This window comes from Micrococcales bacterium (assembly GCA_016703125.1).
GTDB lineage: Bacteria > Actinomycetota > Actinomycetes > S36-B12 > UBA10799 > JADKAV01.
In genome coordinates, this window is the sequence record JADJCR010000004.1 from 418,337 (window position 1) to 436,215 (window position 17,879).

At 68.7% G+C, this 17,879-nt stretch carries 19 protein-coding genes; 8 read left to right on the forward strand and 11 right to left on the reverse strand.

The window, feature by feature from the left end:
- Positions 1–17 precede the first annotated feature (17 nt).
- The 10 genes from pstB to IPG68_08990 form a co-directional block, all read right to left on the reverse strand.
- Positions 18–860: a phosphate ABC transporter ATP-binding protein gene (pstB, locus tag IPG68_08945; GenBank protein ID MBK6763382.1), complete on the reverse strand. Its 843-nt coding sequence runs from the start codon at positions 858–860 to the stop codon at positions 18–20.
- 20 nt (positions 861–880) lie between these two features.
- Positions 881–1,780: a phosphate ABC transporter permease PstA gene (pstA, locus tag IPG68_08950; GenBank protein MBK6763383.1), complete on the reverse strand. Its 900-nt coding sequence runs from the start codon at positions 1,778–1,780 to the stop codon at positions 881–883.
- On the reverse strand, positions 1,777–2,715 hold the full coding sequence (pstC, locus tag IPG68_08955) for a phosphate ABC transporter permease subunit PstC (GenBank protein ID MBK6763384.1): 939 nt from the start codon (positions 2,713–2,715) through the stop codon (positions 1,777–1,779). Before pstC ends, pstA begins: the two co-directional genes overlap by 4 nt.
- Positions 2,716–2,719: 4 nt before the next feature.
- A complete protein-coding gene (locus IPG68_08960; GenBank protein ID MBK6763385.1) occupies positions 2,720–3,682 on the reverse strand; it encodes a PstS family phosphate ABC transporter substrate-binding protein in 963 nt (320 codons plus the stop codon).
- Between the two features lie 225 nt (positions 3,683–3,907).
- Positions 3,908–4,789 (reverse strand): NUDIX hydrolase, encoded by an 882-nt coding sequence (locus IPG68_08965; GenBank protein MBK6763386.1) that lies wholly within the window; start codon positions 4,787–4,789, stop codon positions 3,908–3,910.
- Positions 4,789–6,516, reverse strand: a complete 1,728-nt coding sequence (locus IPG68_08970) for a CYTH and CHAD domain-containing protein (protein MBK6763387.1) — start codon at positions 6,514–6,516, stop codon at positions 4,789–4,791. The genes IPG68_08965 and IPG68_08970 overlap by 1 nt, the downstream gene beginning before the upstream one ends.
- A 5-nt stretch (positions 6,517–6,521) precedes the next feature.
- Positions 6,522–8,618 (reverse strand): RNA degradosome polyphosphate kinase, encoded by a 2,097-nt coding sequence (locus tag IPG68_08975; protein MBK6763388.1) that lies wholly within the window; start codon positions 8,616–8,618, stop codon positions 6,522–6,524.
- Between the two features lie 33 nt (positions 8,619–8,651).
- A complete protein-coding gene (gene mshD, locus IPG68_08980) occupies positions 8,652–9,548 on the reverse strand; it encodes a mycothiol synthase (protein MBK6763389.1) in 897 nt (298 codons plus the stop codon).
- On the reverse strand, positions 9,545–10,243 hold the full coding sequence (locus IPG68_08985; GenBank protein ID MBK6763390.1) for a response regulator transcription factor: 699 nt from the start codon (positions 10,241–10,243) through the stop codon (positions 9,545–9,547). The genes mshD and IPG68_08985 overlap by 4 nt, the downstream gene beginning before the upstream one ends.
- 62 nt (positions 10,244–10,305) lie before the next feature.
- The gene (locus IPG68_08990; protein ID MBK6763391.1) at positions 10,306–10,719 is read right to left on the reverse strand and encodes a thioredoxin family protein; all 414 of its coding nucleotides are present in this window, start codon (positions 10,717–10,719) and stop codon (positions 10,306–10,308) included.
- 19 nt (positions 10,720–10,738) lie between these two features.
- On the opposite strand from IPG68_08990, the gene IPG68_08995 reads away from it, so the two are divergent.
- The 5 genes from IPG68_08995 (at position 10,739) to IPG68_09015 (ending at position 13,982) form a co-directional block, all read left to right on the forward strand.
- Positions 10,739–11,335 (forward strand): DUF4395 domain-containing protein, encoded by a 597-nt coding sequence (locus IPG68_08995; protein ID MBK6763392.1) that lies wholly within the window; start codon positions 10,739–10,741, stop codon positions 11,333–11,335.
- A 1-nt stretch (position 11,336) separates the two neighbouring features.
- Positions 11,337–11,672, forward strand: a complete 336-nt coding sequence (locus IPG68_09000; GenBank protein MBK6763393.1) for a DsrE family protein — start codon at positions 11,337–11,339, stop codon at positions 11,670–11,672.
- Between the two features lie 96 nt (positions 11,673–11,768).
- Positions 11,769–12,323: an FABP family protein gene (locus IPG68_09005; GenBank protein ID MBK6763394.1), complete on the forward strand. Its 555-nt coding sequence runs from the start codon at positions 11,769–11,771 to the stop codon at positions 12,321–12,323.
- A complete protein-coding gene (locus tag IPG68_09010; GenBank protein MBK6763395.1) occupies positions 12,320–13,714 on the forward strand; it encodes a transcriptional repressor in 1,395 nt (464 codons plus the stop codon). The genes IPG68_09005 and IPG68_09010 overlap by 4 nt, the downstream gene beginning before the upstream one ends.
- Before the next feature lie 37 nt (positions 13,715–13,751).
- Entirely contained in the window at positions 13,752–13,982 is a 231-nt protein-coding gene (locus IPG68_09015; GenBank protein MBK6763396.1) for a mycoredoxin, read from the forward strand.
- Here the strand turns inward: IPG68_09015 and IPG68_09020 are convergent.
- On the reverse strand, positions 13,954–14,547 hold the full coding sequence (locus tag IPG68_09020) for a DNA-3-methyladenine glycosylase (protein ID MBK6763397.1): 594 nt from the start codon (positions 14,545–14,547) through the stop codon (positions 13,954–13,956). The two genes, IPG68_09015 and IPG68_09020, sit on opposite strands and share 29 nt — an antisense overlap.
- 42 nt (positions 14,548–14,589) lie before the next feature.
- Here IPG68_09020 and IPG68_09025 point away from each other — a divergent pair, with 42 nt between their 5' ends.
- The 3 genes from IPG68_09025 to IPG68_09035 all read left to right on the forward strand — a co-directional run bounded on the left by IPG68_09025 (position 14,590) and on the right by IPG68_09035 (position 17,867).
- The gene (locus tag IPG68_09025; GenBank protein ID MBK6763398.1) at positions 14,590–15,774 is read left to right on the forward strand and encodes an AlkZ family DNA glycosylase; all 1,185 of its coding nucleotides are present in this window, start codon (positions 14,590–14,592) and stop codon (positions 15,772–15,774) included.
- 63 nt (positions 15,775–15,837) lie between these two features.
- Positions 15,838–16,971: an AI-2E family transporter gene (locus IPG68_09030; GenBank protein ID MBK6763399.1), complete on the forward strand. Its 1,134-nt coding sequence runs from the start codon at positions 15,838–15,840 to the stop codon at positions 16,969–16,971.
- A gap of 29 nt (positions 16,972–17,000) precedes the next feature.
- A complete protein-coding gene (locus IPG68_09035; protein ID MBK6763400.1) occupies positions 17,001–17,867 on the forward strand; it encodes a hypothetical protein in 867 nt (288 codons plus the stop codon).
- Positions 17,868–17,879: the final 12 nt, after the last annotated feature.

Here is a 17,879-nt window from a genome sequence, read left to right on the forward strand (position 1 = left end):
CGCAGGCCGACCGCACCTCAGCCGAAGCGGCCCGAGATGTAGTCCTCCGTGCGCCGGTCACGCGGCTTGAGGAAGATGTCCTCGGTGAGGTCGAACTCCACGAGCCGGCCGTGCCGGACGTTCTTGTCGTCCACCTCTGCGGTGAAGAACGCCGTGCGATCGGAGACCCGCGCCGCCTGCTGCATGTTGTGGGTCACGATGACGATCGTGTAGTCCTCTGCCAGTTGGCGCATGAGGTCCTCGATCTTCGAAGTGGCGATGGGGTCAAGCGATGCGCACGGCTCGTCCATGAGGATCACGTCCGGGTTGACCGCGATGCAACGGGCGATGCACAGCCTCTGCTGTTGCCCACCTGACAACGCCATGCCGCTGGTGTCGAGTTTGTCCTTGACCTCGTCCCACAGGGCCGCCCGGACCAGGGAATGCTCCACGATCTCGTCGAGTTCCTGCTTCTTGCGACCGAGGACGCGGGGGCCGTAGGCGATGTTGTCGAAGATGCTCTTCGGGAAGGGATTGGGCTTCTGGAAGACCATCCCCACCCGGCGGCGCACCTCGATCGGATCCACGTCCGATCCGTAGATGTCGACACCGTGGTAGAGGACCTCTCCCTCCACGCGCGCACCCGGGATCAGATCGTTCATGCGGTTGAACGACCGCAACAAGGTCGACTTCCCACAGCCCGACGGTCCGATGAAGGCGGTGATCTCCTTGCGCGCGATCGGCAGATCGACCTCGCGCACCGCCTCGTAGTCGCCGTAGAAGACATGGACCTTCCGCAGGTCCATCACGGGATCCTTGACGATCCGCTGGCGACCGACCGCCTGCGCCTCAGGCTCTCCCAATTGAACCGACATGCTCATTTCTCCCTCTTCTCGGGCCTTCACCAGCGTCGCTGGAATCGGTTGCGCAGGTAGATGGCGAAGGCGTTCATCACCAGCAGGATGGCCAGCAGGACCACGCACAACGCCGCGGCCAGGACCTGGAACTCCTCACGGGACTGTGAGATCCAGTTGTAGATCTGGATGGGCATGACTGTGTACGAACTCATCAGCCCATCCGGGTTGAACGTGATGAAGGTCACCGCTCCTAGCAGGAGCAGTGGGGCCGCCTCACCGATCGCGCGCGAGAGCGCGAGAATCGCGCCGGTGGCGATGCCCGGGATCGCCGCCGGCAGGACCTGCTTCCAGATGGTCTGCCACTGGGTGGCACCCAGTGCCAGCGACCCCGCCCGGATGGACTGCGGGACCGCCCGGATGGCTTCCCGGGAGGAGATGATGATCACCGGTAGCACCAGTAGGGACAACGTCAGCGCCGCGGTGATCACGGTCTGGCCGAGGGCCAGCGCCCGGGCGATCACACCCAAGCCGAGGATGCCGTAGACGATCGACGGCACAGCGGCCAGGTTCTGGATGTTGATCTCGATGAACCGGTAGAACCGGCTCTCCTCGTTGCCGTACTCCTCCAGGTAGATGGCCGCCATGATGCCCACCGGCAGGCAGATCAGCGCGGTCGTCACGATGACCCAGATCGAGCCCATGATGGCCGACTGCGCGCCCGCTTTCTCGGGGAAGCGGATGCTGGGCATCTCCTGCCACAAGGTCGGCGTGAGGCGCGGATACCCTTCCCACACGACGAAGACGAGCAATGCCACCAGCGTGATGATGCCGACGGACAGCGCTGCGAACAACGTCCAGCGGAAGCTCCGGTCCTGCAGGGGCGGGCCGGTGTCCTGCAGGTCCTTCTTGACCTGGTCGCCCAGGGGGGTCAACAAGGCACTCATTCGTACACCTCGCGGTATTTGCGCACCATTCGGATGCTGAAGAGGTTCATGACCAGGGTCATGAGGAACAGCAGGGCACCCACGGCGAAGATCGTCTGATAGCCGATCGACCCGGTGGGCTGGTCGCCGGAACCGGCGGCGGCGATGGACGAGGTCATCGTCTGCATGCCCTCGAAGACGTTGAGACTGAGGTTCGGCTGCAGGCCGGCGGCGACCGCGACGATCATGGTCTCACCGATTGCACGCGACACCCCCAGCACGAACGCGGCGACGATCCCCGACAGTGCAGCAGGCACCACGACCCGCAGCGTGACCTGACGCTTGCTGGATCCCAGGGCGTAGGCGCCCTCGCGCAGTGCGCGCGGCACGGCGGACATCGCGTCCTCGGACAGCGACGCGACCGTGGGGATGATCATCACACCCATGACCAGTCCCGCGGACAGCGCGTTGAAGACCTCGGTCTGCGGCCAGATGCTCTTCAGGAGGATCCCCGACACGAACTCCAGGGCGAAGAACCCGAAGATCACCGTGGGAATGCCGGCAAGCACTTCCAGGATCGGCTTGAGTGTCCGGCGCGTCCTGTCGGCCGCGTACTCGGACAGGTACATGGCGGTCAGCAGACCGATGGGTAGGGCCACCAGACAGGCGATCCCGGTGATGACCAGGGTCCCGGACACCAGCGGCAGGACCCCGAACTCGGGATCCGCGAACAACGGCGACCACTGCGTGCCGAACAGGAAGTCGGTCACCGGCACGGTCTGGAAGAACTGGAACGCCGGGACGAACAGCGCCCAGACGATGCCGACGGTCGTGGCGACGGAAACGGCGGCAGAGGCGATCAGGAACGCCTTGATCACCCGCTCGCCGTAGCGCGGACTTGACCGTTGCAGGGAGAACTTGGGTCCCCCTGGCACGGTCGAGTTGGTGGTGGACAGTGTCCTAGGACAGACCCGCAGCCGACTTGGCGTCCGCGTACGCGCTCTGCAGCTCCGCAGCCTGCTCGTCGTTCAGCGGGATGAACAGCGCCTGCTCCGCGATCTGCGCGTCGTTCTCCACGTAGTACTGAAGGAACGATGCGAACGCGGGGTTGGAGCCCAGGGCCTGGACCGACGGGTAGATGAACAGCGGCCGGCCCAGCGGGGCGTAGGAACCGTCCTGCACCGTCTCCGGGCTCGGGGTCACGCAGCCGTCGCCGTTGTCGATCTGCACCGCCTTGACCTTGTCCTGGTTCTCCTCGTAGTAGGTGTACCCGAAGTACCCCATGCCGCCGGTCGAGCCGGAGACACCGGTCACGATGACGTTGTCGTCCTCCGAGGGGGTGTAGTCGGTCCGGCTGGCACCCTCCTCACCGTTAATGGCATCGGTGAAGTAGTCGAACGTGCCGGAGTCGGTACCCGGACCGAAGAGCTTGATCTCCTCATCGGGGAAGCTCGGGTCGACCTGGTTCCAGTTGTTGACCTCGCTCTTGGGCTCCCAGATCCTATTGAGCTGCTCGACGGTCAGGCACTGGACGAAGTCGTTGGCCGGGTTGACCACCACGGTGAGCGCGTCGTTGGCGACCACCATCTCCTGGAAGTCGACGCCCGCGTCCTTGCAGTTGGCGGCCTCGTCGTCCTCGATCTCACGAGAGGCGTCGTTCATGTCCGTCTCGCCGCGGCAGAACTTCTCGAAGCCACCGCCAGTGCCCGAGGTGCCCACCGTCACGTTGATGTCGGAGTTCGTCTCCTTGAACAGCTCCGCGGCTGCCGACGTCAGCGGCGCGACCGTTGAGCTCCCGTCGACGCGCACCGAACCGGAGGTGTTGCCCCCCTCGGCGGGTGTCGACTCCGTCGACGAGTTGTTGCTGCCGCCACATGCGGCGAGCGTGAGGGCGCCAGCGCACACCACGCCGGCGACCTTGATAGAACGGGCGATTCGCACCGTTTCCCTCCCAATCTGTGAGTGTCATGTCTGACGTCTGTGACGCTAGGCAGGGCCGGTGACGTGGGGCTGAGTCCGTGGTGACGCGCCGGTGAACAGCCGACGACGCCACGGCGAAAGATTCCGGTTGTCGCCGCGTGTTCACCAGGATGTTCCGGCAGCGTGAGCATTCCGTGATGGAACGTGGCAAAATTCGCCGGCACTGCCTCAGAAGGCGGCGATGTGCTCCACGACGCCAATGCCGCGATGGAAGACCAGTGCCGCACCGGGGGCCAGTGCCCGCGACGGCATCCGGATGCCGAGCCGCTCGGCCACGTGCTTGATGACCGGCGGGAGGACCGGCCGGTGGGTGCACACCACCACGGGCGCGGCGTCGGCCAGGATCTGGTCGACGCGCATGAATGCGGCGGTCTGGGAGGACGTGAAGCCCTCCTCGCTCAGCAGCGGTTCGTGGGCAACGGTGGCATGACGGCGGTGCGCGAACGGGCGCACGGTGTCCAGGCAGCGCGCAGAATCCGACGAGTGCACCTTGCGCACGCCGAAGGCCACCAGGACATCTGCGAGCCGCTCGGCGTGCGCGGCACCCGCGGCGGTCAGCGGGCGCTCGGCATCAACGGGACCGCGGTAGTCGCCGCGCCGCATCGCCTCGGTGTGCCGGAGCAGGACGAACGGTGACGTGAGCGGTTGTGCCAGCGCCTCCCGCACCAGATCGCCGTCGCGGGGGTAGCTGAGCATGGCCATCGCCGGCTCCGGCGGCAACCACCGGATCTCGTCGATCTCCTTGTTGGGCGTGAAACCCGGGCCGCCAGGATGCTCCCGGCCGACCCAGTAGTGCACCGACTTGGGGCGGGCCTCCACGCGGTAGTGCTGGGTGGCCAGGGGGGCGCCGAGCACCACGTCGCTGCCGGTCTCCTCGATGGTCTCCCGCCGGGCGGCGACCACTTCGTTCTCCCCCGGGTCGAGTTTGCCCTTCGGCAGCGACCAGTCGTTCTGGCGCGGCCGGTGCAACACGCAGACCAGCGGACCCTCCGCCCCGTCGCGCAGCAGCACGACACCGGCGGCCCGGATGGGCCCGGTGGACTTGGCCATCAGCCGAGCCCGGCCTTCTTGTGCGCCTTGCGCACTCCCGGCCAGATCTCCACGAAGTCGTTGCGGGCGAACAACTCCTGCTCGAACTCGAACTCGTGCAGCAGACCCAGGCTGAAACCGGACAGACCGTCGATGCCGGAGCCGGCCGCCAGCGTCTTGAGGGTCTGCTGTGCCACCCAGGCGTCCTGGTGCTCCCCCAGCACCTCGGTGACCCCGGACAGCGCCTTCGCGAACCGCTTCACGTGCTCACCCATCACCGGCGCCACCGCCTCCGCGGCATACCGGGCCTTCTTGGCGCGGATGCGTGCCTCGTGCCAGTCGTCAGAGGGCCCGTCGAGACGCAGGTGCTTGACCTCCTTGGCCAGTTTGTTCCAGGCCTTGTCGACCAATGGCGGCAGGACCTCCCCGGCAGGTGCCTGCGCGGTGGGATTCAGCCGCGGGGCCCGTGCCGCGTCGACCAGGTCGTCGAGGAACAGCCGGTAACGTTTCGAGAGCATCGCGTTCAAGGCATGGTCGCGGGCGTCGTGCCACTGACCCGACAGCGCGGGATCGACGACGGCCCGGATCAAGCCGGCGAAGTCCTCCCCCACCTCGTCGGCGTGCAGGTCGATGCGTGCCTGCAGCACCTCGGTGTCCCGGCTGACGCCGAGTTCCCCGGCGATCCAGCCGAGTTCGGTGCGTAGCGCCTCGGCCCATTCCACGTCGAGCATGGGCTCGAACACCTTCAGGCCACTGCGCAGGCGGCGTGCAGCCACCCGCATCTGATGCACGCTGTCGGGAAGATCGCGGCGCACGCGCACGTCCTGCAGCAGGAAGGCCCGGGCGTGCCGGCGGATGTGCGCGGTGACTGCCGCGCCCGCTGGATCCTCGGGGCCCACGATCTGCGGCTCGGGGACGTCCGGCGGCTCCTGGATCACCGGGCCCAGCACCGCGATGGTGCGCGCCGTGGTGCCAGGCACAGCACCGCCGGCCACCAGCGCGTCGACGACGGGCGCCAGCGGGGCGCCCTCCACCCGCGGTTCGATCTCGATCTCCCGGAAGCGTGCGGCCACGTGTTCGCCGTCCAGGACAGAGACCGTGTCGTCGATGACCTGGCCGAAGACCTTCCCGTCGGCCCCGGTCAGCGAATACGGCGTGCGCTCCAGGCGCAGGGTGGCGACCGCTTTCAGCGGCCCGCGGCGTGAGAACGCGAGGACCAGGTCGGCGAGCTCACCGGGCACCTCGCCGGCGGCTCCCGCGGACAGCGGCAGGCGCACCTGCTCGGGCTGACCGTCCATGCCGTCGACCGGCAGACTGAGGTGCCAACCCGCGTCCGCCCCCCCTTCGCGGCGCAGCAGTGTGGCGCCCCAACGGGCCAGCCGCAGGTCGTCGGTGTCGTGGTACACGGCGGTGAGGGTGCGCGTGGCCTGCCGCTTGGTCCGCGTGACCACCGTGGTGGCCGCCGTCAGGTCTGGCAGCCGGAACAACCCGTGCACCCGCAGGGTCCGCTGATCTGCCGGGAGTGGCTCCGGTGCGTTCTCGGGCTGTCCGCCGTCCTCGTCGTCCACCTGCGGCGGCTCCAGTCCGGCCTCCGCGTGGTCGATGGTCACCACGTCCACCGGCGGAGAGACCTCGACCTTCTGCTCCGGCGGCGGGAACACCTCGTCCTCGGGATCGTCGGGCAACTGCGCCACGCGCGTGTCCGGCGGCGTCGGATCCTCCAGCGTCTCGTCGTCCCCCTCGCCCATATGCGTCACCCTCCGCGCAGATGCTTGCGCCGGATCATGTAGGCCTGGAAATCCTCCAGCGACCCGCCATCCGGCGCCGTGTTGTGCATCCATTGTCCGTCAGGCCCAAGATCCCACGCCGAGGTCCCCGGGTCGAAGGCCTTGTCCAGAATTTCCCCCACGTACGTGATCTGGTCAGGAGCCTGCAATGAGACCAGGGTCTCGACCCGGCGGTCGAGGTTGCGGTGCATGAGATCCGCAGACCCGATCCACACCTCGGGGTCGCCGCCGTTGCGGAACTCATAGGCCCGCGAGTGCTCGAGGAAACGCCCGAGGATGCTGCGCACCCGCAGGTTCTCGCTCATGCCGGGAACCTGGGGGCGGATGGCACAGATACCGCGGACGAGAACGTCGACCGGCACCCCGGCCCCGGAGGCGCGGTACAGCGCGTCGATGACCTTCTCGTCGACGATGGAGTTGCACTTGAACCGGATGCGAGCGGGGAGTCCCGCAGCATGGTTGGCCACCTCCCGCTCGATGCGCTCGAGGAGTCCGGAGCGGATCGAGTGCGGGGCGACGAGCAGCCGATGGTACTCGGTGTTCATCGAGTACCCGGACAACTGGTTGAACAGGTTCGCCACGTCCTGGCCGACCTGGTCGTCGGTGGTCAGCAGCCCGAAGTCCTCGTAGAGCCGCGCGGTCTTCGGGTGGTAGTTGCCAGTGCCGAGGTGGCAGTACCGCCGCAGCCGGTCACCGTCGTCGCGCACCACCATGGACAACTTGCAGTGCGTCTTCAGCCCCACCAGGCCGTAGACCACGTGCACCCCGGCGCGCTCGAGCTTGCGGGCCCACTTGATATTGGCGCTCTCGTCGAAGCGGGCCTTGATCTCCACCAGCGCCAGCACCTGCTTGCCGGACTCCGCAGCGTCGATAAGCGCATCGATGATCGGCGAATCACCGGAGGTGCGGTAGAGCGTCTGCTTGATGGCGAGCACCTTGGGATCGGCAGCGGCCTGCTCCAGGAAGCGCTGCACACTGGTGGAGAACGAGTCGTAGGGGTGGTGCAGCAGCACATCCCCGCGCCGCATCGCCTCCAGCACGTTGGGCGCGCTGGCGCTCTCCTTGTTCTCCGCGAGGCTGCGGTTGGTCTTGGGCAGGAACGCCCGGTCCGACAGGTCCTCCCGGTTCAGCGCCACGAACGCCCACAGACCGCGCAGGTCCAGCGGGCCAGGGAGCATGAAGACCTCGTTCTCCGCGACGCCGAGCTCGCGCACCAGCAGGTCCAGGACGTGCGGCGCGAACGTCTGCTCGACCTCCAGGCGCACGGGCGGACCGAAGCGGCGTTTGCTGAGCTCGCGTTCCAGTGCCTTCAGGAGGTTCTCGGCGTCGTCCTCCTCCACCTCGAGGTCCTCATTGCGAGTGACCCGGAACAGGTGGTGCTCGATGATGTTCATCCCGGGGAACAACAGGTCGAGGTGCTCGGCGATGACATCCTCGAGGGGGACGAACCGGGAGTCACCGAGGGTCAGGAACCGGTCGAGGCTGGGGGGTACCTTCACCCGCGCGAACAGCTCGGTGCCGGTACCGGGGTTGCGCACGACCACCGCGAGGTTCAGCGACAGCCCCGAGATGTACGGGAAGGGGTGGGCCGGGTCCACAGCCAGTGGCGTGAGAACCGGGTAGATCTTGTCCCGGAACAAGTTGGCCAGATGCTGTCGCTCGTCATCACTGAGTTCGGACCAGCGGGTCAAGATGATGCCCTCGTCCACCAGTCCTGGGCGCACGTGCTGGCTCCAGCACACCGACTGCCGGCGCATCAGGTCGTGGGCGTGCATGAGCACGGCGTCGTGGACCTCGCGTGGCAACAGGCCGCTGGCGGCCTTGACGGCGATGCCCGCAGCGATCCGGCGTTTGAGCCCGGCGACCCGGACCATGAAGAACTCGTCGAGGTTCGAGGCGAAGATGGCCAGGAACTTGGCACGCTCCAGCAGGGGGAGATCCGGGTTCTCAGCGAGCTCGAGGACCCGCTGGTTGAAGGCCAGCCAACTCAGTTCCCGGTCGATGAACCGGTTCTCGGGCAGGTCCTGGGCCACAACGGCGGATTCGGATGCGGCAGCGGTCATGCCCCAAGGTTGCCAGAAGAAGGCCCGTTCGCGTCAGTGAGAGCCGAACGCGTACTGAACGTCGCAGTCCGCGCGGGTGAAGCCGAGGCGCTCGTACATCGCCACCGCGGCATGATTGTCGACGTCCACGTAGAGCATCACCGTGCGCAGACCCAGACCCTGCAGATGGTGCAGTCCCGCCGCGGTCAGCGCGCGGCCCAGGCCGGTGCCCCGAGCGCGATCCGCCACGGCCAGCACATACACCTCTCCGGTGCGCTCGTGCGCGTGACCCTCGCCGCCGTGCACCTTGGTCCAGTGGAAGCCGGCCAGTCCCTCGTCGTCGAATGCCAGCAGGAAACCCCGGGGGTCGAACCAGGGCTGGGCCAGGCGTTGTGCCAGATCGGCGGCGGTCCATGAACCCTGGTCGGGGAGGTCGGCGAAGGCCTGTGCATTCAGGCTCAACCAGTCGGCCTCGTCGCCGGCGCGGAATGCTCGCACCGTGATCCCCGCCGGTGGGGACACGTCAGGCACGTCGTGCAACGGGCGGGTGTACCGGCACAAGCCACGCACCGCGACCATCCCCGCCTCCCGTGCCAGGGCGGCCGCGGCGGCCAGTTCCCCGTGCGCCCAGATCCGGACCCCGGGCCCGGCTTGCGCGAGTACCTCGGCGAGCAGCTGCCTGCCGAGACCCTGGCCGCGAGCAGCGGGATCCACGAGGAACTCCGCCACGGGCTGCTCGTCGCCGGACACGTAGGCATACCCGACGATGTCGCCCTGGGAGCGTGCGAGCCCGTGCCGGTCCCGCTGGCCGCCGCCGGAACGCAGGTGGAGGTAGGTGTGCTCCGACAGCGCGGACACCCCGTCGGTGGCGAGCGCCCGGTCCAGGATCGCGTCGACCTCCTCGATGTCCTTCGCTGACACCCGGGAGGACCACCGGATGGCACAGTTCACTCGCTGAACTCCGGCTCGCGGTCGGCGCGTGGTGGGACCAGGCGGTAGCCGACGTTGCGCACCGTGCCGATCAGCCCCTCATACTCCGGGCCGAGCTTGGCCCGCAGTCGCCGCACGTGCACATCGACGGTGCGGGTGCCGCCGAAGTAGTCGTATCCCCAGACCTCCTGCAGCAGTTGCTGGCGGGTGAACACCCGGCCCGGATGCTGGGACAGGTACTTCAACAACTCGAATTCCTTGTAGGTGAGGTCCAGCAGCCGGCCCCGGACCGTCGCCGTGTAACTGCTCTCATTGATGAGCAGCTCGCCGTGCTGGATCTCCGGGCCGGTCTCCTGGTCGGTCTGGGCCTGCCGGCCCACCGCCAGCCGGAAACGGGCTTCAACCTCACCCGGACCCGCCGTGTCGAGCACGATGTCGTCCACGCCCCAGTCTGCGGACACCGCTGCGAGGCCGCCTTCGGTGACGATGAGTAGTACCGGCAGGTCCGATCCCGTGGCGCGGATGACACGGCACAGGCTGCGGACCCCGGGTAGGTCCCGGCGACCGTCGACGAGCAGCAGATCGGCCGCTGGGGCGTTCAGCAGGGCCCCGGCGTCGGCGGGCAGAATCCGGATCTGATGGGCCAGCAGACCGAGCGCGGGCAGCACGTGATCGCTGGGCTCGACCGCGTCGGTCATCAGCAGGACACTGCTCACTGGCCACCTCCGACCGTTCCCACGATATTCCAGGGGGGCTGTGCTGTGGCGCGCGGCAGTGCTCAGGCCGGGATGACCTGGCCGAGTGCAGCGATGACGTCGGCTTTGCGGGGCTGCCCGGCGGCCCGGGTCACGATTGCCCCTTCGGCGTCGAGCACCAGCACAGTGGGGGTGCGCGAGACGTTCAGCTCCCGGGCCAGCTCCAGGTGCTCCTCCACATCGAGGTCGAGGTGTCGCACGCCCGGGATCATCTGCGCGACCTCACCGAGGATCCTGCGCGTGGCCCGGCACGGGGCACAGAAGGCCGACGTGAACTGCACCAGGGTGGCGCGTTCCCCCAGGTCAGCTCCGACCCGTTCCGCAGTCAGCCGACCGGACTCACCTCGCTGACTCATTCGGCCATCCACCTTCGCGCGCCATAGGCCGAAGGCGGCGAGCAGCACCGCCACCGCGACCAGAATCCACACACCCGACATGTTGGGCGAAACACCTCCCATGACCAGGACATTCCACCGACCCGCGTACATTGGACCCAGATCATGCGTGGGAATACCTGTTGTTCACTGCCAGGTTCCTTACATTACCCCGATACCTGTGAGCGAGGGACTCGTGATCGATCCCCGCGGCACCCGGTTCTCCGCCGCCATCACCGCCATCGTCCTGGCCGTCGTCCTGCTCACGTACCCCGGGCCGGTGGCCGCGGTTCTGCTGAGCGTGCAGACGCTTGTGTTCGCGTTCTCGGCCATCCTCGGCCCGAACGCGCAGCCCTACGGCTGGGTGTTCCGCAAGGCGGTCCGCCCGCGCCTGTCCGCCCCCAAGCATCTCGAGGACCCCCTGCCGCCGCAGTTCGCACAGGCGGTGGGCCTCGTCTTCGCCCTGGCGGCGAGCATCAGCATGTTGCTGGCCTGGCAGCCCGGGGTGTACGTCTTCACCGGCTTCGCGCTGTTCGCCGCCTCCCTCAACGCCATCTTCGGCTTCTGCCTCGGCTGCGAGATCTACCTGCGGATCCGCAAGCTCATCCCCAGCAAGGCCATGCCCGCTCCCAGCGGCGAGCGCGTGCTGAACCTGACCGACCTGCGCACCCGGGCCTGACATGCCGCGCCTGGTGGTGCAGTTGACCACCGACGACGCGGAGAAGGTCGCGACCGCACTCACCATCGCCATGACCGCGGCGGCGGCCGGCGCGCAGGTGGACCTCTGGTTGTCCGGCCCAGCGACGCTGCTGGCGGTGCCTGACCGGGAGCCCGACGTCGGCCTGGACCACGCGCCGGACGCGCAGCAGGGGCTCGATGCGGTGGCCGGGGTCCACGTCTGCAGCCAGTGTGCAGCCCGCAGGGGCCTCACCGCCGCGGACCTGCGGCCGGGGGCCGACATCGCCGGCGCCACATCGCTGGTGGAGCAGCTGCTGGCCGGTGACACCGCACCGTGACCTACTGAGGCGCGGACCCGCAAGCAACGACTAGGCTGTACCCATGACCGAGCTCTTCTTCACGTCCCTGCTCGTGCTGGTGGCGGTGTTCATCGGATGGTTCGCCGTCTACGTCATCTACCGGCTGGTCAAGAGCGAATAGTGGATGTGCCCGAGGAACTCCTGCCCCTGTCGTGGCTGATCGGCCAGTGGGTGGGGGTGGGCACCGGCCAGTATCCGACGAGCGAGGACTTCCGGTTCGGCCAGGAGATCTGGTGCAGTTGTGACGGCCGGCCGTTCCTGGCGATGCACTCGCGGGCGTGGATCCTTGACGAGCAGGGCGACCGGGTCCGGCCCAGCGCGATGGAGTCGGCGTTCTTCCGGCCCCGCCCGGACAACGAGTTCGAGGCGCTGTTCACCCACCCGACTGGCTACGCCGAGGTCTGGCACGGCAAGGTCACGGTCTCGGACATCCGGGACGCGAAGATCACCCGGGCCAGCTTGGAGATGACCACCGACTCGGTCATGCGCACCGCCAGCGCCAAGGAGTACGTCGGCGGCCAACGGCTGTACGGCCTGGTTGCCGACGGGGACCTGGCCTGGACGTTCGACATGTCAGCCGTGGGCCAGCCACTGGGCAACCATCTGGCCGCCAAACTCAAGCGCGTGTGAGCGAGCAGTTCGAGTCCCGGCTGCGGGACCACGGGTACCGCCTCACCGGCCAGCGCCGGGAGGTCTGGGAGGCCGTGGAGCGCCTGCGGCACGCCACCCCGGACCAGATCGCCGCGGAACTGGCTGACGTCGACACCTCTACGGTGTACCGCGCCCTGGATGTTCTCGTGGAGGTGGGCCTGATCACCCACACCCACATCGGCCACGGACCGCCCGTCTACCACGCCGTGGACCCCACCCCACACTTGCATCTGGTCTGCCAGCGGTGCGGGGCGCAGGACAAAGCGCGGACATCGCCCTGGCGGCCGGGCTGCTGGCGGCCCTGCAGGCCGAGCACGGTTTCGCCGCCGACCTGGACTACATGGCGCTGCCCGGGTGGTGCGCGCAGTGCCGCGCTGAACACGATGCGACCTGACGGAAACATCATGGGGCCCGTCGGCGTTGTACAGGGCATGACCCATTTCGGCGATCCCTTCACCGAGCAGAAGCTGCTCGTGGCCGGCGAGGGCTGGGTGGGTCTGGACCGCGCGGTCCTGACCCTCACCGGTGGCGACCGGGTGACGTGGCTGGACTCACTGACCTCCCACCGCATCGAGGCGGGCACGAGCACGCAGGCCCTGATCCTCGACCCGCACGGCCACATCGAGCACGACCTGCACGTAGTCGACGATGGCACGACGACGTGGTTGATCGTCGCCGCCGACACCTCCGAGGCCTTGCGCGACCACCTCGACCGGATGCGGTTCCTGGCAGACGTGGTCGTCAGCGATGTCAGTGACACCTTCGACGTGGTGTGGATCCCCCGCCGCGAGCCATTCGGGGAACACCCCACCTGGCTGGTGCCGCTGGAGTACGCCGGGCTCGGCTGGACGCCGGCGGGTTCGGATCGCGGTGGCTCGGCGAGCAAGTACGTACCCTCCCGCCCGGACCGCTTGATCGGCGCCGAGGTCGTGATGGCCCGCGGCGAGCGTCCGCAGGGTCCGGAGTGCGGGACCTGGGCGCTGGAGGCGTTGCGGATCGCCGCCGGCGTGCCCCGGGTCGGGGCCGACACCGACCACAAGTCACTGCCGCACGAACTGGGGCTCATCGGTCCCGCGGTGCACCTGGCCAAAGGGTGCTACCGCGGCCAGGAGACCGTGGCCCGGTTGCACAACATGGGCCGGCCGCCGCGGCGACTGGTGCTCCTGCACTTCGACGGGGCCCTGCCGGATGCGGGGGCGGACCTCATGGCCGATGATCGAGTAGTCGGACGTGTCGGCTCGGTGGCCCAGCACTACGAACTCGGGCCGATCGGACTCGGTGTCGTCAAGCGCTCAGTGGATGTGAGCACCACGCTGCGCGCCGAGGGCATCGCCGCGTCCCAGGAACCGGTGGTCGCAGCAACGTTGTGAACCCTCGAGCACAACGCGAAGGAACAGGAAGGCACGCATGATCACGATGTACACGACCACCTGGTGTGGCTACTGCACCCGATTGAAGGCGCAGATGGCCCGGCAGGGCCTGGAGTTCACCGAGGTGAACATCGAGGAGAACCCGGCGGCCGCGGATTTCGTGGGTAGCGTCAACGGCGGCAACCACGTCGTCCCCACCGTGGTGCTGCCGGACGGCACCCCTCTGACCAACCCCGGCATCAACGAGTTGCTGGCGGCGGTGCAGTAGCCCGGCTGCTGCGCCGGTAGGCGCTGACGAACGGATCCCCCTCGATCCAGAACCGCCAGTGCCGGTTCGCCGCCCGGCTGACGCCCACGCGCGGACCGCTCACCACCGGCACGGCTGCGTCTGCGGCCGCAAGTCGCAACCGACCCGTGCGCAGGTCCGCCCCGTTGTCCGCCGCGGACACGGCCAACGCCTGGCCGAGGCGCCCGGGACCCCGGGCGAGGTCCCCGCGGCCGCCGCGCCGGCCCCGCGCGACGTCCGTTCCCCACACCACTTCCCCGGCGCGCAGCAGGATCCCGCCACCCACCCCAGCGGGGTGGCAGACGACGTTGAGGCACCAGTGCATGCCGTAGCTCAGATAGACGTAGGCGTGCCCCGGCGGGCCGAACATGACTGCGTTGCGGGCGCTGGGACCGCGGTGGGCGTGACTGGCGGGGTCACGCTGTCCGGCGTAGGCCTCCACCTCGACGATGCGCACGGAAACCAGGTCGTCGCGGATGACCGCCCCGAGCAACTGCGGTGCGACCTCCTCCGCCGGTCCGGCGAGCGCATCGATGAGGTCGGGCATGCCGCCATTGTCCCGCCGGCCGGGGGTCCGGCGGCGAGGTGCATGGGGTCAGGGTTGCGCGGTCGAGGTCGCGAGGGTGGAGTTCGTTCATTCTCCAACCTCACGCGGAAAGCGCAGTGCCGGGCTCCGGGGACACCTCGGCCACGCCATGATGGACCAGTGGAACTCACCGGCGAACAAGCCGTGGCCGCCCGACTGGGCAACCTGCGGCTGAGCACGCCCGGCGCCAGCGCGGCGGACGTCGCCGACTGGTGCGGCGCTCTGCAGGCCCAGGATCTGACCAGCGGCAAGTGGTCGCTGGGAGTCCGCCTGCCGGGTGTCACGGAAGCCGACATCGATGCCGCGCTGGCCGCCGGCGAAGTACTGCGGACATGGCCGATGCGCGGCACGATCCACCTCGTCCACCCCCGCAATGCGCGCTGGCTGGTGGAGCTCACCGGCCGCCGCGCCCTGCTGGGCCTGAAAGCCCGTTGGGACTACCTGGGCCTGGACCGGGCCACTGTCGACAAGGCCGCCGAGGTCCTGGGAGCTACGCTGCAGGGGCGCCGCCTCACGCGCACCGCATGCCTGCAGGCCCTCGAGGACGCCGGGATCGACACCTCCGGCCAGCGGTCGTACCACCTGCTGTGGCACACCGCGCAGCTCGGGATCACCTGCATCGGGCCCAACGAGGGCACCGAGCAGACCTTCGTGCGGCTGGACGATTGGGCCCCTGACCCGCTCACGCCGTCCCGCGATGAGGCCCTTGCGCTGCTGGCCACGATGTACTTCCGCAGCCACGGTCCGGCCACCCGCGAGGACTTCCAGCGCTGGACCGGGCTGACGGCCACCGACAGCAAGCAGGCGATCGCCGAGGCCGGACTCGACAGCGTCACCGTCGCCGGCCAGCCGATGTACACGGTCGCCAGCCAGGTATCAGACGTGCCACCGGCGCTGCTGCTCCCCGGCTTCGACGAGTACATGCTCGGTTACAAGGACCGTTCGTTGTACATGCAGCCCGAGCACTTGCGCCGCGTCGTCCCCGGCGGCAACGGCATGTTCAAGGCCACCGTGGTGGAGCACGGCCGGATCGTCGGGATCTGGCACCGCAAGGTACTAGCCCGTAGCGTGCGCGTGACGGTCACGGGCTTCGGCGGCCTGTCGGCGCGCAGCAGGACCGCGATCGAGACCCCCGCGGCGCGGTACGCGGCGTACCTCGACAAGCCCCTGGACCTGCGGTTCGACTGACGCCCGCCGCGCCTCCCGGGAGGGCCCCGGCATCACCGCTACCGTCGGGGTCTGTGAGGCGCCATGTCCAAGCCGGATGACACCCAGACCCAGTCGCTGGAGCCCGGCGCCCTGAGCGGGCCGCTGGGGGCGTGGTTCAAGCGTCCGCTGTCGCCCTGGAGCGCGCACGCCTTCACGGTCGCCATCGTGCTGGTGCTGGTGGCGTGGGCGGCGACGACCATGCTCGGCAGGGTCTGGTATCTGCTCTGGTGGTTCATCATCGCCGCCTTCCTGTATTTCGCACTCGCTCCCGCGGTCGACTGGCTGGTCGGGAAGGGGCTGAAACGGGGGCTGGCCACGGCACTGGTCATGCTCGGGCTGATCGTCAGCATCCTGGTCCTGCTCATCGCGATGACCCCGCTGATCGTGGGGGAGATCCAGGCGATGATCAAGGACCTGCCCCTGCTGCTCACCAATCTGAAGGACTTCGCGTCCCGCTTCGGCGTCAACATCGACATGCTGTCCAACACCAGCCAGGCCCAGCAGGCGTTGTCGTCGCTGCAGGGGCACCTGCCGGACATCGCCGGCGGCGCAGTCAGCATCACCAGTGCGCTGGTGGGCGGATTGTTCGAGTTCTTCGTGATCCTGCTGTTCACGTTCTTCCTGCTCGCCAATCAGGACCGGTTCCGCCGGTTCGTGCTGTCATTCCTCACCCCCGGCACTCAGACCGTCGTCGGGCAGGCATGGGACATCGCGGTGTACAAGACCGGCGGGTACCTGTACTCCCGGATCCTCACGTCGCTGCTGGCCGGCAGCGTGGTCGGGGTCGCGCTGTGGCTGCTGGACTGCCCGTACGCGGTGGCGCTGGCCATCTGGTACGGCCTGGTCTCGCAGTTCCTGCCGACGATCGGCACCTACGTCGCCGCCGTGCTCCCGTTGATCATCCTCGTGACCCGCAACCCCATGGATGCCCTGATCTTCCTCGCCGTGCTGGCCGCCTGGATCCCCTTCCAGGACTACATCATCAGCCCTCGCGTCTCAGCCCGGACGATGGCGCTGGCGCCGGCAAGCGCGCTCATCGCCCTGCTGGCCGGCGGTGCGTTGTTCGGTCCGCTGGGGGCGTTCCTGGCCCTGCCGGCCGCGGCGGTGATCCAGAGTGTGGCGACCGCCTTCTTCCCGCGGCATGCGGTGGTCGAGGAGGCTGCAACCCGGGGCTAGCGCCAGCGGCGGATGTTCCGGCGGTCGATGTGAGCACCGTGGCATGGCAGGGAACCCTGCTGCCGGTCAGCGCCATGGCCGGACCGTACGAGTTCAGCGCGACCCGCTCGGCGGGTTTCGCCCCCACTGCGGTGGGTGCCGCGTTGGCGGCGGTGCACCTGTCCGCGCGGATCGACGCCTACACCGGCCCGGCGGTGTTCACCGCGACCATCGGCGACCAGGTCGCCGGTGACACCGCCACCTTGTTGCAGGCCACCACCGCGGCGTACACGGCGCTGGCCGCCGAGGCCGGCGTCACCAACGGTGACCCCGTGCCGGCCCCGACCGGGCAGGTCACCGGCTGGCACATCGCCGGCTTCGACCCCTCGTCGCTCACCGAGGTGCAGCTGCTGGTGGACACCCCCGACGGTGCCAGCAGCGTGTTCACCGTCGCGGTCCAGTGGGTGGACGGTGACTGTAAAACTCGCCCCGCCAATCACACCGGCCGGCGTCGAGTTCACCGTCACCGCCCCCGACCCGAGCCTCACCTACACGCCGTTCGTCACCGCGGGGCAGGACAGCCCGTGAACCGGCCCGCAACATCGGGTGCGGTGCTGGCCCTGCTGGTCGCGCTGGCCCCGGCAGCGCACGCCGATGACACCATCGGCACCCCGCAGCCCCAGCCCCGCAGCCCCCCGCCGTCCCGGCGCCGCAGACCACACCGCAGCCCCCAGCCTCGCCGGTCGGCAGCGCGCCCACGCCCGTACCCGTCTTTGCCTGGACCGTGTTCGGGCCGGCCCGCCGGCTGGCACCGCCGGAGGGCCTCACCCCGCTGCGCCCAGCACCCGCAGCCCTGCAGGACCCCGGCGACCAGCTGGGCATCGCGACCAACCGGACCCCGCTGCACCCGGACCTGACCGCCGGCCCGC